Source organism: Dactylosporangium maewongense, from assembly GCF_039531485.1.
GTDB classification, from domain to species: Bacteria; Actinomycetota; Actinomycetes; order Mycobacteriales; family Micromonosporaceae; genus Dactylosporangium; species Dactylosporangium maewongense.
Genome location: NZ_BAAAQD010000010.1, coordinates 52,013 through 65,226, shown reverse-complemented (window position 1 = coordinate 65,226; position 13,214 = coordinate 52,013). Strand labels below are relative to the sequence as shown.

Genomic DNA, 13,214 nt, shown 5'->3' with positions numbered 1-13,214 from the left:
GCATGCGGATCGGCGAGCTCGCCGCGCTGGTCGGGGTGTCCACCCGCACCGTGCGGCACTACCACCACCTGGGCCTGATGCCCGAGCCCGAGCGGCTCGTCAACGGCTACCGCGAGTACCGGCTGCGCGACGCCGTCGCCCTCGCCCGCGTGCGGCGCCTCGCCGAGCTCGGCCTGTCCCTCGACGAGATCCGCGACGTGCTCGCCGACGACCAGGGCCGCGAGCTGCGGGAGGTGCTGCGGGAGCTGGACGACGACCTGGCCCGGCAGCAGGCCGCCCTCGCCGCCCGCCGGGAGCGCCTCGCGGCCCTGCTGGCCTCCCCCGACCTCGGCCCCGACTCGACCGTGTCGCCGGAGATGGCCGCGGTGCTGCGGGACCTGCCGGCCGGCGCGTCGGCGTTCGGCGCCCTCGACCGCGAGCTGCTGGCGATGATCGACACGAACGCCGGCTCGGACCTCGCCGACCTCCTGCGCCCCCTGACCTCACCGGAGGCGCAGGCCCGGGGCGCGTCCCTCTACGCGAGGATGGACGAGCTCGCGGCCGCCGACGGCGCGGACCCGCGGGTCGGCGCGCTCGCCGAGGAGCTCGCGGACTACCTGCCGCCGCGGATGGCGGCCGCGATGACCGGCGCCGGGCCCGGCCACTGGATGGACACCATCACCGCGGAGATGTCCGCCGCGCAGGCCGAGGTGTTCCGCCGGCTGCTGGACCTGCTGCGGGAGCGTGGCTGATGCGCGCCGCGTACGAACGCCTCGTGCCGCTGCGGCTGCGGCGGATCATCGGCTTCGACGCCAAGGGTGCGGTGAGCCTGGTGCTGTGGCTGACCGGCCGCCGGCACGGCGTGCCCGCCGGCGCCGTGCCCGTGCCGTACTTCGGCGCCCAGGCCCCCGCGCTGCTGGTCTTCCTCGGCGCGATGGTGGTCGAGCTCTTCGTCGTCGAGGTCGTCCTGCGCTCCCTCGGCGCGCCCTTCGCCGTCCGCGCGGCCCTGCTCGCGCTCGACGGGTACTCGATCATGCTGGCGCTGGCGGTCATCGCCGCCTACGTGACCCGGCCGCACGTCGTCTCCGCGACCGAGGTCCGCATCCGCTCCGGCGCGTTCTTCGACCTGAGCGTCCCCCGCGAGCAGATCGCTTCGGTGCGCCGGATCCGCGCGTACAACGAGAAAGGCAGCGTCCGCGTCGACGGCGCCATCCTCACCGTGGCGGTGTCGTCCCAGGCCAACCTCCAGCTGGAGCTGACCGGCCCGGTGACCGCCGTGCGCCCCCTGGGCGCGCGGTGCGAGGTGCGGACCGTCCGCCTGTTCGCCGACGACCCGGCGGTCTTTCTGGCCGCCTGCTCCCATGATCCGGAAGACCTTGTGCACCCCTGACTGCACAAGGCCTTCCGGATCATGAAGCATCAGGCGAAGGTCCACCGCTGGTTGGCACTGGCGGCGCAGTCCCAGATCTGCAGCGGGGTGCCGTTGGCCGAGGAGACGTCCTTGGCGTCGAGGCACTTGCCGAGGGCGCGGACCGTGCCGTCGGCGTTCGCGGTCCACTTCTGCGCGGCGGTGCCGTTGCAGTCCCACAGCTGGACCTTGGTGCCGTTGGCGGAGCTGGCCGCGTTGACGTCCAGGCACTTGCCGAGGGCACGGATCGTGCCGTCACCGGGGCGGGACCACTTCTGCGCGCCGGTGCCGTTGCAGTCCCAGAGCTGGACCTGCGTGCCGTTGGCGGTGTTGGCCGCGTTGACGTCGACGCACTTGCCGCCGATTCCCGTGATGCGGTTGCCGGCGGCGGGCGGCGGGGTCGTGGTGCCGCCGCCGGTGGTGTACGCGTAGACCCGCACGTAGTCGACCGTCATCGTCTGCGGGAAGGTGGTGCCGCCGTCGGGCGAGCCGGGCCAGTTGCCGCCGACGGCGACGTTGAGCAGCATGAAGAACGGGTGGTCGTAGACCCACTTGTTGCCGCGGGTGTCGGCCGGGGTCTGGCGGAAGTACTGGGCCCCGTCGAGGTACCAGGTGACCGAGTCGGGCGCCCAGTCGACGGAGAAGGTGTGGAAGTCGTCGGCGAGCGCGCGGCCGCCGGACAGCACGGTGGATCCGGTGAGCGGGTTGCCGCCGGAGTAGCCGGGGCCGTGCAGCGTGCCGTGGACGGTGCCGGGCTCCTTGCCGACGTTCTCCATGATGTCGATCTCGCCGCTGTTGGGCCACGGGTTGGTGCCGATGTCGTCGCCCAGCATCCAGAACGCCGGCCACAGGCCCTGGCCGCGCGGGATCTTGATGCGCGCCTCGAAGCGGCCGTACTTCTGCGTGAACTTGCCCGCGGTCAGCAGCCGGGAGGAGGTGTACGTGCAGCGCCCGTACCAGCAGTTGTAGTTGCCGGGGTTCTCCTTGCGGGCGGTGATGACGAGGTTGCCGGCGCCGTCGAGCGCCGAGTTGGCCGCGCCGTCGGTGTAGTACTGCAGCTCGTTGTTGCCGAAGCCGCCGCCGCCGACGTCGTGCTTCCATTTCGACGCGTCCGGCGCGGCGCCCGACGGGCCGTTGAACTCGTCTGACCACGTGAGGTTGCCGATGCCGGCGGACGCCTCGGGTGTGTCGTGCAGGGTGGTGGCGACCAGACCGGCGACGGCGAGCGCGAGGGCGGTCGCGATCACCGTCAGCCGGCGCCGGGTGGAGGTGCGCACAGATGCTCCCGAAAGGTCTGGGGATTGATCACCTACCACGCTATGGAGAGAGCGCTCTCAGGGTCAATCTCCGCACCTCAAGGGCACCGTTCGGTTTCCTTATCATTCGCTTTGCTCACTGATCTGCACGGTGAACAGATCACCCGGCTGGCACGACAGGACCTCACAGAGTGCGGTCAGCGTGGTGAAGCGGATCGCCTTCGCGTGCCCGTTCTTCAGCACCGACAGGTTCGCGAGCGTGATGCCCACCTTCGTCGCGAGGTCGGTCAGCGTCATGCCCCGCTCGGCGAGCAGCCGGTCGATGTGCACCTCGACCCGGTGGTCGTCGGCCGGTGGCATCAGATGACCTCCGCCAGCTCGGCCTGCAGCGCCCGGCCCCGCTGGATGATCTCGGCGAGCGCGAGGAACCCGGCGCCGCACAGGCACCATACGAGCGGCACGTCGGCGCCGGTGCTGGGCGGCTCGGCCACCACCGTCGCCGACAGCTGGAACCCGGCGAGCAGCTCGATCTCGAACGCCGCAAGGCTGCCCAGCAGCACGACCCAGCCGACCGCCCTGAGCCGCCGGACGTTCGCGGCGGCGAACGGATCGCCGCGCCGGGCGGCGCGGACCACGAGCAGCAGCATCACGAGGGCGAACACGACGATCGCGAACCACGGCAGGGACTGCGCGGCGTGCCACCCCACCTGCGCCACGCTCGGGTGGTCGACCAGGACGTGGAGCTCGGTGTCCGGGTCGAGCCGTACCCCGGGCCGCAGGCCGGTCACCGCGTCCGGCGGGACCGCCACCCCGGCGCCGGCGACGACGCTGATCGGGTCGCGGGCCACCATCGCCCACACGTTGACCACCGCCACCACGGCGGCCGCCCCGAGCGCCACGAACAGCAGCGTCTGCAGCTCCCCGAGATAGTCCGGACGGCGGAGCCGCGCCAGCAACCGCTTCATCGGTACACCTCCCGCTTATCGTTTTTCGATATACCGATAATCGATAAGAGCGCGAACTGTGTCAAGCCCGCTACGATGCCGCCTTATTGACTGCCGTCTGGAGGCTCCCGCCGTGCACCCCGACCAGCCGCACCCCGACCCACGCCTCGACGTCGGCGCCGTGTCGCCCGCTCGCCGGTGGAACTACTGGCTCGGCGGCAAGGACCACTTCCAGGTCGACCGGGAGTCCGGCGACCGGATCGCCGGCGCGTACCCCGCGATCCGCACCGCCGCGCAGGAGGGCCGCGCGTTCCACAACCGCACGATCCGCTTCCTCGCCCGCGAGGCCGGGATCCGGCAGTTCCTGGACATCGGCACCGGCCTGCCCGCGCCGCACAACACGCACGAGGTCGCGCAGGCGATCGCGCCGGAGACCCGGGTCGTCTACGTCGACAACGACCCGATGGTGCTCGCCCACGCCCGCGCCCTGCTGATCGGCTCCGAGGAGGGCGTCACCAACTACGTCGACGCAGATCTCAACGAACCGGCCGCGATCCTCGGCGCGCCCGAGGTGGCCGCGACGCTCGACCTCGGCGAGCCGGTGGGGATCCTGCTGTACGCGGTGCTGCACTTCATCCGCGACGACGAGCACGCGCGGAAGGTCGTGACGGAGCTGCTCGCGGCCGTCCCGGCGGGCAGCTACCTCGTCGCGACGAACTCCACGAAGGACTTCGTCGAGCCGCCCGTCGCCGCCATGTACGACCAGCTCCTCGCGCGGGGTCTGGTGGATGCCTGGCCGCGGGACCGGGACACGTTCGCGCGGTTCTTCGACGGGCTGCGGATGGTCGAGCCGGGCATCGTGCCGATCAGTGAGTGGCGCCCCGACGCCGCCGGGCACCCGACGCCCGCCGAGGTCTCCATGTACGGCGCGATGGCCGTCAAGTAGTCCCCGGCCAGTCCCCCGGGCGGCTCGCCGTCGTCCGCTCGATCGGGCGGGCGCACCCGGGCATCGTGACCGCCACCGACCGGCGAGGTGGCGGTCCGCCCGTGGAGGTACGCCTCCCGGCCAATACTGACTGATGGGGTGAAACGGGCGCAGTTGGCATATCCGACACCCCGGCCCGGACGACGCTGGGGCCATGCACAGCGTCACCAAGATCCTGCCGTTCGTGTGCGTCGCCCTCGCGGGCGGGTGCACCAGCTCCGCCGGCGGCGCCGCGCCGGCCCCGTCGCCGCGGGTGTCGTCGGCGACCGGCACGTTCGCCCCCTACACACCGGGCGCGACCGCCATCACGTACGACCCGGCGCTCGTCCCGGACGGGGCGGTCGCCACCCTCAGCATCACCGAGACGTCGTCGGACAGCCGGGTCTGGTTCACCGTCGCCGGGCTGCTGCCGAACCGCACCTACGGCGTCCACCTGCACACGAACCCGTGCGGCGCGACACCCGACGCCGCCGGGCCGCACTTCCAGCACCGGCACCCGCCGGCCACGCAGCCCAACGCGCCGTCCCCGCCCGGGCCCGTGTCGCCGCCGCAGACGGCGTCGCCGGCGGTGACGCCGCCGGAGACCCCGGCCGCCCCGATGAAGGCCGACCCCTCGTACGCGAACCCGCAGAACGAGGTGTGGCTCGACGTGACGACCCGTGCCGACGGCCGGGGGTCGGCGGTCGCCACCCACCCGTGGACGTTCGACCCGGCGCCGAGGTCCCTGGTCATCCACGCGACGGCGACGAAGACCGCTGACGGGCAGGCCGGCGACGCCGGGCCCCGGGTCGCCTGTCTGACCCTGCCGGCGTGACCCCCGCCGAGCCCGACGCCGACTCTCACGCGGACGACGAGCCGCTTGATCAGGGATCCGGCGACGAGCCGGCCGGCGCGGGGTTCGTCGAGGCGGCCGAGGATACGGTGCCAGACCTGATCACGGTGCCGCTGCCGCCGGGGGCGAAGGCGCTCGTCTGCGGCGACCTGCACCTCGCGCCGCACCCGACCGACGCGTCCGCCCAGATCGAACGCGACCTCGCGGACCGTCTCGACGGATGGGGTGACGGCCCGGGCGCGGTCGTGCTCAACGGCGACGTGATCGAGCTGTGGGGCGAGCCCGGCGGCACCGTCGAGGCCGCCCTGGACGCGCACCCGCGGCTGACCGGGGCCCTGCGGGCGTTCGCGGCGGCGCCCGGCCGGCACGTGGTCGTGGTCGTCGGCAACCACGACGCGGCGATCGCCTGGGACGGCGTGTCCGCGAAGACGTTCGCCCGGCAGGCCGGCGCCCGCTGCGCCCTGGCCGTGGAGCTGGACGTCGAGACGCCCGCCGGGCGCAGGGTCGTGCGGGTCGAGCACGGCCACGCCTACGACCCCGCCAACGCGCTGCGCGACCCGCGCAACCCGCTCGACTCGCCCCTCGGGCAGCACATCGTGCAGGAGGTGCTGCCCGAGGTCCGGCACACCCCGCTGCTCGCGGACCTCACCGCGATCGCCGACCCCAACGCCATCGGGCAGTACGTCGCGTCGCGGCTCGTGTACCGCAGGCTCGGCCCGCGTGCCTGGTGGCTGCTGCTGCCGCTGCTCGCGGCGGTGCTGCTGCGCGTGCCGGAGCTGCTGACGCGCTCCAGCGTGCTGGGTCGGCTGCCCAGATGGACGGCGCTGGCCGGCGCGGGACTGATCGCGCAGGCGGCGCTGCTGGTGCTGCTCGCCGTCCTGACGTCCCGGGTCCTCTACACGGCCATGGCCGGCAGCCGGCTCGGTCCCCGCGGCATGCACCTCAACGGCACGCCGCGGGCGGTCGCGGCGTCGCTGTGCGCCGACGGGCTCGCCGGGCTCGTCACCGGCCACACCCACCAGCCGGAGCTGGCCGCGGTCCCCGGCGGGTTCTACGCCAACAGCGGCTGCGGCGTGCGGTGCGTCGAGGCCCGGCCGGCCCGGTGGTTCCTGCCGCCGGTCTTCGCCCCGGTCCTGCGCCGCTCCTGGGTCGAGGTGACCGCCGGGCGCGACATCCAGGTCGACCTGGTCGTCGGCGAGTCCGACGGCGGCGGGCAGGCCCGCCTCGAGCGGCTCGCCGCCCGCCGCCGGCCCGCCACCGGCGTGCCGCCGGGCACGCCGAGGGTGGTGGCGAGCCTGCCGGGCGCGGCGGGCTGGCCGCTGCACCACACCGGGCTCGACCGCCGGGTCAGGGACGAGCGGACCCGGCGCGTGGCCGCGTGGGCGGTCGCCGCCGTCGCGGCGCTGAGCCTGGTGTCGGCGCTGACGACACCCCTGCGGGGGCGGCTCGCGGCGCTCCTGGAGCGGCTGCCGGTGGAGGTACCGCAGGCGGCGGCGGCAACGGTCGTCTTCTCCGGCACCGCGCTGCTGCTGCTCGCCTGGGGCCTGCGGCGCGGGCGGCGGCTCGCCTGGACGGCCACCGTGCTGCTGCTCGCGGCGACCGCGGTCCTGCACGTGGTGAAGGGCATCGACGTCGAGGAGGCGGCCCTCGCCGCGGTGGTCGCCGGGTGGCTGGTGTGGCACCGGGGGGCGTTCCCGTCCCGGCCCGGGAGCCAGCAGGTCCGGCGGGCCACGGTGGCGCTGCTCGCCGGCGGGCTGCTCGTCGGGGCGGTGTCGGCCGCGCTGGTCCTCGCCGCCGGTGAGCGGGGCCGCGCCGGGTCCGGGCACGACGCCGGGCTGACCGCCCGCGCCGTCGCCGACCGGCTCGTCGGCGACCGGGTCGTGCCGCTGCCGGCGGCCGTGCCGTTGCTGGCGCCCGCCCTGTACGCGGCCGGGCTCAGCCTGCTCCTGCTGGTGGGGTGGCTGCTCGTGCAACCCCGGCTGCACCGGCCGCCGAGCGTCGCGGAGCACCGGGCGGACCTGGAGCGGGCCCGCCGGATCGTGGCCGAGCACGGCGGCGACACGCTCGCCTACTTCGCGCTGCGCGACGACAAGTCGTGGTTCTTCACCGGCGACTGCGTCGTCGCCTACGCGGTCCGCGACGGCGTGTGCCTCGTCTCCCCCGACCCGATCGGGCCGCCCGAGCAGTGGACGGCGGCGTGGGCGGAGTTCACGGCGTTCGCCGACGGGCACGGCTGGCCGGTGAGCGTCGTCGGCGCCGCCGAGGGCTGGCTGCCGGTCTACCGCTGCGCCGGCCTGCGCCCCGTCTACCTGGGCGACGAGGCGATCGTCGACTGCGGCGCGTTCACCCTCGACGGGCGGGCGATGAAGGGGCTGCGCAGCGCCTGCAACCGGGTCCGCCGGGCCGGCTTCACCGTCCGCTTCCACGACCCCGCCGCGCTCCCCGACGGCCTGCGAGAGGAGCTGCGGGCGCTGATGACGCAGAGCCGCCGCGGCGACGTCGAGCGCGGCTTCTCGATGACGCTGTCGCGGCTGTTCGACCCCCGGGACACCGGGCTGCTCCTCGCCGTCGCCTACGGCCCCGACGGCCGCGCGGCCGGCTTCTGCCACTGGATCCCGGCCGCCGACATCGCCGGCTGGTCCCTGGACGTGATGCGCCGTGGCACCGACCCCGACCTGCCCAACGGCCTCACCGACTTCATCATCGTCGAGACCATCGAGCGGCTCCGCTCGCTGGGCTCGTGGGGCCTCGGCCTCAACTTCGCCGTCATGCGCCAGGTGCTGGCCGGCGAGCGCGGCGAGGGGCACCTCAACGACCTGCAGCGCCGGCTGCTGCACCGCTTCTCCGGCAGCATGCAGATCGAGTCGCTGTGGCACTTCAACGACAAGTACCAGCCGCTGTGGCGCCCCCGGTACCTGCTGCTCAGCGGCACCGAGCTGGCCGCGCAGGGCGTCGCGGTCGCCGGCGCGGAAGGCGTCTCCGAGCTGCCCGTGATCGGCCGTCTGCTCAACCGCTCATGAGCCTGCTCCTGGCGCTCGCCGCGGCCTTCGGCTACGGCGTCGCGTCGGTGCTGCAGGCCTCCGGCGCCCGGCGCTCCCCGGGCATGCTGCAGACCCTGCGCGCCCCGGCCTACCTGACCGGCATCTGCCTGGACCTCGTCTCCTGGCTGCTGTCCCTCGCCGCGTTGCGGGTGCTGCCGGTGTACCAGGTGCAGGCGGTCCTCGCCGGTTCGCTCGCCGTCACGGTCGTCGCGGCCCGGGTCATGCTCAAGGCCCGCCTCCGCGGGCGGGACGTGGCAGCGGTCGCGGTCACCGTCGTGGCCCTCGCCGCCCTCGCGGCCGCGGCCGGCCCGCAGGCCCCGGCGGCGCCGCCCACCGCCATCCGGCTCGCCCTGGCCCTGGCCACGGTCCCCGTCGCCCTCGCCGGCTGGGCCGCCGCCCGGCACGGCGCCCCGAACGTCGCCGGCGCCGTCGCCGGGCTCGCCTTCGGCGGCGCCGCCCTCTGCGCCCGGGCCGTCGGCTTCTCCGGCGCGTTCCTGCTGGAGCCGCTCGTGTGGGCCCTGGCCGTCTTCGGGGTGACGGGCATGCTCCTGTACGCCCACGCCCTCGAGCACGGCCAGGTCGGGCCCGTCACCGCCCTGCTCTGGATCGTCGAGGTCATCGTCCCCTCCGCCGCCGGCGTCCTGCTCTTCGGCGACGACGTCCGCACCGGCTGGGCGCCGGTCGCCGTCACCGCCGTCACCGCCACCGTCGCGGCGGCCGCCGTCCTCGCGCACGCCCCGGCCACCGCCGCCGCCCAGTGACCGCCCTGGGACCGCTCAGCTCTCCAGGGCAGGCTTCAGGACCTCCTCGCACCATTGGCGGAAGGTGGTCGGGGTGGTGGTGGCCAGGGTGCGGGGTTCGGCGTTGTCGAGGCCGGCGTCCTTGGCGAGGAACATGTCGACCATCGCCTGGGCCATCGGCTCCGACACGCCGTGGCCGAGGAGGCCGGCCTTGAAGGCGTCCGGCGGGGTGCGCTCGAAGCGGACGGGGCGGCCGAGGACGTCGGACAGGATGCGGGCCATGTCGGTGTACGACAGGTCCTCGGGCCCCAGGACGGCGACGCTGCCGGTGCCGGTCCAGGCGCGGTCGAGCAGCAGGCGGGCGGCGACGGCGGCGATGTCGCGGGCCGCGCAGGTCGGGGCGCGGACGGCCCTCGACGCGGTCACGGCGGCGCAGCGGCGGGCCCGGCACGCGGGGCAGCCGGTGCCGGGGCTGCGGGTCGCGCTGAAGGCCGACTACGACGCCGGGCTGCTGCCGGGGATCCTCGCCGCGTTCCAGGCGTCGTTCCGGGACGGGGCGGTGGCGCCGCCCGTCGAGCTGCTGATGGGCGGCAAGGGCGAGCAGGCGCCGGCGCTCCGGGAGGGCAGCGCGGACGTGGCGCTGCTGCCGCTGCCGTTCGACGACCGGGGTCTGGACCGCGAGCCGCTGCTGACCGAGCCCCGGCTCGTCGCGCTGCCGGCCGACGACCCCCTGGCGGCCCGGTCGCGGCTGTGCCTGGCGGATCTGGCCGGCCGGGTCCTGCCCGACGGCGCGCCGGCCGACCTCGGCGGCGACCAGCCGGCCCGCTGCGCACCCGGCGCGCCCGCCGGGCAGGGCGCGCCGGCCGGGCCCAGGCTGGATCTGGCGCAGATCTTCAACCTGGTCGCGCTGGGCGGCATGGTGTGGTTCCCGCCGGCGTCGGTGGCCCGCCGGCATCCCCGGCCCGAGATCGCGTACCGGACCGTCGACGACCTCAAGCCCAACACCCTGGTGGTGGCGTGGCCGCGGGACTCCCGTTCACCGGCCGTGGCGGCGTTCGTCCGGTCGGCGATGAGCGTGGCCGCCGCCCGCACCGACGCGGAGCCCGTCCCGCTTCCTTGATCACATGCTCTGGCGGAACAGGTACAGCTCCCGGTAGCGGTGCCCGAGCCATGGCGCCGACGCGTCGACGACGGTCGTGCCGCCCTGGTCGAGGCGGGCCACCTCGTGCGCCCGCCAGGCGCCGCCGAGCGCGGTGATCTCCGCCAGGTCCGGCAGGTCGCGGTGCCCGTGCGCGGCGCCGAAGTCCTCGACCATCACGTCGTGGAACGCGGCCGCGGTGAGGCCGTCGAGCCCCCACACCGCCAGGAGCCGCAGGATGCCGCCCCAGCACGCCAGGTACGCGTCGTCAGGGGCGGCGAAGCACTCCGGCACCACCCGCAGCGCCTCGCGCACGGCCGGCGGGACCGCGTCGTCCGGCACCGCGTAGATCGTGCTCTCGTAGTTGTAGTCGCTGGTGTGCACGACGAGGAGGTACGGCGGGCCGTCGCCGACCTGCGGCGGGTCGCCCTTGATCTCGGCGCCGAGCGCCTCCACGAGCGCCCGGACGCGGGCGCGGGCCTTCGCCGCGTCGCCGTCGCCGAACACCGCAGGGACCAGGGCGGACGCCGCGTCGTGGCGGCTGAAGAGGTCGTCGTCGGTCACGGGCCGGATCGTTCCATGCCGGCGCAAGGGCCTTTGTGAGGGCCTTGTGAGGGCCTTGTGCAGGGACCGGCGCGGGTCGGCGGTGGTCGCGGCGGTACGGCATGATCGGCGGGATGAGCGCACGACGGCTGACGACGGTGGCGGTGACGGTGGCGGCGCTGGCCGGGTGCGGCACGACGCCGGCCCACCCGCCCGCGGCCCGCCCCGACGTGTCGATCCCGGCGATCGGGTCGGCGTCGCCCTCCCTGACGCCGACGCGGGTGCCGGCACCCGCGCCGACGTGCGACGCCGCCGGGGTGGCGCTGTCCGTCGGGGAGGTCGACGCGGCGATGGGGCTGCGCGCGGTCGGGGTGACGCTGCGCAACTGCGGCACGACCGTGTACACCCTGAACGGCTACCCCGACATCGCCGTCCTCGACGCCGAGCAGCGGCCGCTCGACGTCGCCGTGCTCGACGGCACCGCCAACGTCGCGACGATCGAGCGCTACGACGGCGTCCGCCCGAAGCGCCTCGACGTGCCGCCCGGCGGGACCGCCGTCGCGGTCCTGGTGTGGCGCAACCTCACCACCGACGCGGCGACCGTCGCCAAGGGCGAGTACATCTCCGTGGCGGCCGCCCCGGGGCAGGCGCGGCACACGCTGACGCTGTCGACCGACCCCGGCAACACGGGCAAGATGGGGGTCAGCCCTTGGGTCGCCGGCTGATCGTGCTGGCCGTCCTGTGTGCCGCCTGCGCGGTCCCCATCGGCACGCCCGGGGCCGGCTGCCGGACGGCGCCGCCGGAGCTGCTCGACCTGCTAGCCGGCGACCCGGTCCTGACCGCCGACGTGCCGGGCACCGAGATCACCGCCCGGCACCGGAGCAACCCGTGCGACCCCGGCGAGGAGACGCGCGGGTCGGTGACGGTCGAGCGCACCCTCGCCGCCGGCACCGGCTGGGCCGACGTCCGCGCCCGGCACGCCGACCTGCTGGCCGCGAACGGCTGGACCGTCGCCACCGCCGAACCGCTCTGCGCCACGCGACCGGTGTCCGGCCGGTTGGTCACGTTCGAGCTGCACCCCACCAGCGCCACCTTGATCGAGGCCGCGATCCGGTTCTGGCCGTTCCCGCGCGACACGGCCTGCTGACCGTCACCCGGCCGTGGTGCGGGCGTGACACGGCCGTCATCTTGACGTCGCACCGTCGCGGAATGGACGCCACCGCGCTGGCCAGGTCGCTGCTGGACCCCATCCCGGCGCACCGCACCGTGGGACTCGAGGTCGTGCGCGCCGTCAACGGCGTCGGCGTGGTCACGGTGACGGCGCCGCCGGCCCTCGCCAACGTCATCGGCTCGCTGCACTCCAGCGGCCTCGTCACCCTCGCCGACGCGGCCGGGCTCGCCGCGATCATCTCCGCGTGCCCGACCCCCGACGCGGTCCAGGGCGTCGTCCCGCTCGGCGCCGCCGCGACCATGCGCTTCCTCGCGCCGGCCCGCGGGCACCTGACCGCCACCTGCCGGCTCGACCCCGACGCCCGCGAGACCCTCGCCGAGGTGTTCATCGGCGTCGCCAACCGGGTCCGGATCGCCACCACCGCCGACATCACCGACGAGACCGGCGTCGTGGTGTGCCAGGGCACCTTCGACTGGAGCGTCCGCCGCGCGCCCGGCGCCGCCTGATGCGGGTCCGGCTCGCCGCCGAGTTCGGGCTCGTGTTCTTCGTGCTCATCGCGGTGTACGCCGTGGCGGCACCGCCCGGCGGCCCGATCCCCGTCCTGCTGCTGCTCGCCGTCGTCGCCGTGCTCTACCTGCGGCGGCAGCCCGGCTTCGACCGCCGCGACTTGTGGCGCCCAGGCGCGCTGCCGGCCCGCGACGTCTGGCGGCCGATGCTGGCGCTCTGGTGCGCCACCGCCGTGGCGATGACCGGCCTGGTCGCGTGGCTCGCCCCGGACCGGCTGTTCGACCTGCCCCGCGAGCGGCCGCTGCTGTGGGCCGCGATCGTCGTGTTCTACCCGCTCGCCTCCGTCTACCCGCAGGAGCTGCTCTACCGGGCGTTCCTGCTGCACCGGTACGCGCCGCTGTTCCCCTCACCGGCCGCCGCAGCGCTCGCCGGCGCGCTCGCGTTCGGCTTCGCGCACATCATCTTCGGCAACGTCCTCGCGGTCGTGCTGACCCTGGCGGGCGGCTGGCTGTTCGCCCGCCGCTACCAGCAGACCCGCTCCCTGTTCGTGGTCTCCGTCGAGCACGCCGCCTACGGCCTGCTCATCTTCACCGTCGGCCTGGGCGGCTTCTTCTACCACGGCGCGTGACCGGTCCTCCCGGTCACGCGCCATGCCCTGTGGTCCGTTTGC

At 74.9% G+C, this 13,214-nt stretch carries 16 protein-coding genes; 11 read left to right on the top strand and 5 right to left on the bottom strand.

The annotated features are described in order from the left end of the window. Positions 1–2 precede the first annotated feature (2 nt). On the top strand, positions 3–731 hold the full coding sequence (locus ABD332_RS24920; protein ID WP_344504509.1) for a MerR family transcriptional regulator: 729 nt from the start codon (positions 3–5) through the stop codon (positions 729–731). Then, a complete protein-coding gene (locus ABD332_RS24915; protein WP_344504508.1) occupies positions 731–1,369 on the top strand; it encodes a hypothetical protein in 639 nt (212 codons plus the stop codon). The genes ABD332_RS24920 and ABD332_RS24915 overlap by 1 nt, the downstream gene beginning before the upstream one ends. A gap of 29 nt (positions 1,370–1,398) precedes the next feature. Here ABD332_RS24915 and ABD332_RS24910 read toward each other — a convergent pair whose 3' ends face one another. The 3 genes from ABD332_RS24910 to ABD332_RS24900 form a co-directional block, all read right to left on the bottom strand. Continuing rightward, complete coding sequence (locus tag ABD332_RS24910; RefSeq protein ID WP_344504507.1) at positions 1,399–2,664, bottom strand: family 16 glycosylhydrolase; 1,266 nt, start codon at positions 2,662–2,664, stop codon at positions 1,399–1,401. Between the two features lie 102 nt (positions 2,665–2,766). Further along, positions 2,767–3,003 carry a helix-turn-helix domain-containing protein gene (locus tag ABD332_RS24905; RefSeq protein ID WP_344504506.1) on the bottom strand — a complete coding sequence of 79 codons (237 nt, stop codon included), beginning with the start codon at positions 3,001–3,003 and terminating at the stop codon, positions 2,767–2,769. Beyond that, entirely contained in the window at positions 3,003–3,608 is a 606-nt protein-coding gene (locus ABD332_RS24900) for a DUF2975 domain-containing protein (RefSeq protein WP_344504505.1), read from the bottom strand. The genes ABD332_RS24905 and ABD332_RS24900 overlap by 1 nt, the downstream gene beginning before the upstream one ends. A 112-nt stretch (positions 3,609–3,720) precedes the next feature. On the opposite strand from ABD332_RS24900, the gene ABD332_RS24895 reads away from it, so the two are divergent. From ABD332_RS24895 to ABD332_RS24880, 4 genes are all read left to right on the top strand, one after another. Further along, positions 3,721–4,533 (top strand): SAM-dependent methyltransferase, encoded by an 813-nt coding sequence (locus ABD332_RS24895; RefSeq protein ID WP_344504504.1) that lies wholly within the window; start codon positions 3,721–3,723, stop codon positions 4,531–4,533. Between the two features lie 193 nt (positions 4,534–4,726). Next, on the top strand, positions 4,727–5,386 hold the full coding sequence (locus ABD332_RS24890; protein WP_344504503.1) for a superoxide dismutase: 660 nt from the start codon (positions 4,727–4,729) through the stop codon (positions 5,384–5,386). Continuing rightward, entirely contained in the window at positions 5,383–8,424 is a 3,042-nt protein-coding gene (locus ABD332_RS24885) for a phosphatidylglycerol lysyltransferase domain-containing protein (RefSeq protein WP_344504502.1), read from the top strand. Before ABD332_RS24890 ends, ABD332_RS24885 begins: the two co-directional genes overlap by 4 nt. Next, positions 8,421–9,206: a hypothetical protein gene (locus tag ABD332_RS24880; protein ID WP_344504501.1), complete on the top strand. Its 786-nt coding sequence runs from the start codon at positions 8,421–8,423 to the stop codon at positions 9,204–9,206. The genes ABD332_RS24885 and ABD332_RS24880 overlap by 4 nt, the downstream gene beginning before the upstream one ends. Before the next feature lie 15 nt (positions 9,207–9,221). Here ABD332_RS24880 and ABD332_RS24875 read toward each other — a convergent pair whose 3' ends face one another. Then, positions 9,222–9,611, bottom strand: a complete 390-nt coding sequence (locus ABD332_RS24875) for an NmrA family NAD(P)-binding protein (protein WP_344504500.1) — start codon at positions 9,609–9,611, stop codon at positions 9,222–9,224. Between ABD332_RS24875 and ABD332_RS24870 the strand changes: the two genes are divergently transcribed. Then, a complete protein-coding gene (locus tag ABD332_RS24870) occupies positions 9,562–10,305 on the top strand; it encodes a LysR family substrate-binding domain-containing protein (protein WP_344504499.1) in 744 nt (247 codons plus the stop codon). The two genes, ABD332_RS24875 and ABD332_RS24870, sit on opposite strands and share 50 nt — an antisense overlap. On the opposite strand, the gene ABD332_RS24865 is transcribed toward ABD332_RS24870, so the two are convergent. Next, positions 10,306–10,887, bottom strand: a complete 582-nt coding sequence (locus ABD332_RS24865) for a hypothetical protein (protein ID WP_344504498.1) — start codon at positions 10,885–10,887, stop codon at positions 10,306–10,308. 113 nt (positions 10,888–11,000) lie between these two features. On the opposite strand from ABD332_RS24865, the gene ABD332_RS24860 reads away from it, so the two are divergent. The 4 genes from ABD332_RS24860 to ABD332_RS24845 all read left to right on the top strand — a co-directional run bounded on the left by ABD332_RS24860 (position 11,001) and on the right by ABD332_RS24845 (position 13,172). Continuing rightward, the gene (locus ABD332_RS24860; protein WP_344504497.1) at positions 11,001–11,591 is read left to right on the top strand and encodes a DUF4232 domain-containing protein; all 591 of its coding nucleotides are present in this window, start codon (positions 11,001–11,003) and stop codon (positions 11,589–11,591) included. After that, entirely contained in the window at positions 11,576–12,013 is a 438-nt protein-coding gene (locus tag ABD332_RS24855) for a hypothetical protein (RefSeq protein WP_344504496.1), read from the top strand. Before ABD332_RS24860 ends, ABD332_RS24855 begins: the two co-directional genes overlap by 16 nt. Positions 12,014–12,075: 62 nt before the next feature. Beyond that, positions 12,076–12,543, top strand: a complete 468-nt coding sequence (locus ABD332_RS24850) for a PaaI family thioesterase (RefSeq protein WP_344504494.1) — start codon at positions 12,076–12,078, stop codon at positions 12,541–12,543. Next, positions 12,543–13,172, top strand: coding sequence for a CPBP family glutamic-type intramembrane protease (locus ABD332_RS24845; protein ID WP_344504493.1), 630 nt, complete (start codon positions 12,543–12,545; stop codon positions 13,170–13,172). Before ABD332_RS24850 ends, ABD332_RS24845 begins: the two co-directional genes overlap by 1 nt. Positions 13,173–13,214 lie beyond the last annotated feature (42 nt).

What these genes read in the sequence shown, in the direction of transcription:
- ABD332_RS24920 (WP_344504509.1), top strand. Translation starts at nt 3, where the DNA reads ATGCGGATCGGCGAGCTCGCCGCGCTGGTCGGGGTGTCCACCCGCACC.
- ABD332_RS24915 (WP_344504508.1), top strand. Translation starts at nt 731, where the DNA reads ATGCGCGCCGCGTACGAACGCCTCGTGCCGCTGCGGCTGCGGCGGATC.
- ABD332_RS24905 (WP_344504506.1), bottom strand. Translation starts at nt 3,003, where the DNA reads ATGCCACCGGCCGACGACCACCGGGTCGAGGTGCACATCGACCGGCTG.
- ABD332_RS24900 (WP_344504505.1), bottom strand. Translation starts at nt 3,608, where the DNA reads ATGAAGCGGTTGCTGGCGCGGCTCCGCCGTCCGGACTATCTCGGGGAG.
- ABD332_RS24890 (WP_344504503.1), top strand. Translation starts at nt 4,727, where the DNA reads ATGCACAGCGTCACCAAGATCCTGCCGTTCGTGTGCGTCGCCCTCGCG.
- ABD332_RS24880 (WP_344504501.1), top strand. Translation starts at nt 8,421, where the DNA reads ATGAGCCTGCTCCTGGCGCTCGCCGCGGCCTTCGGCTACGGCGTCGCG.
- ABD332_RS24870 (WP_344504499.1), top strand. Translation starts at nt 9,562, where the DNA reads ATGTCGCGGGCCGCGCAGGTCGGGGCGCGGACGGCCCTCGACGCGGTC.
- ABD332_RS24860 (WP_344504497.1), top strand. Translation starts at nt 11,001, where the DNA reads ATGAGCGCACGACGGCTGACGACGGTGGCGGTGACGGTGGCGGCGCTG.
- ABD332_RS24850 (WP_344504494.1), top strand. Translation starts at nt 12,076, where the DNA reads ATGGACGCCACCGCGCTGGCCAGGTCGCTGCTGGACCCCATCCCGGCG.
- ABD332_RS24845 (WP_344504493.1), top strand. Translation starts at nt 12,543, where the DNA reads ATGCGGGTCCGGCTCGCCGCCGAGTTCGGGCTCGTGTTCTTCGTGCTC.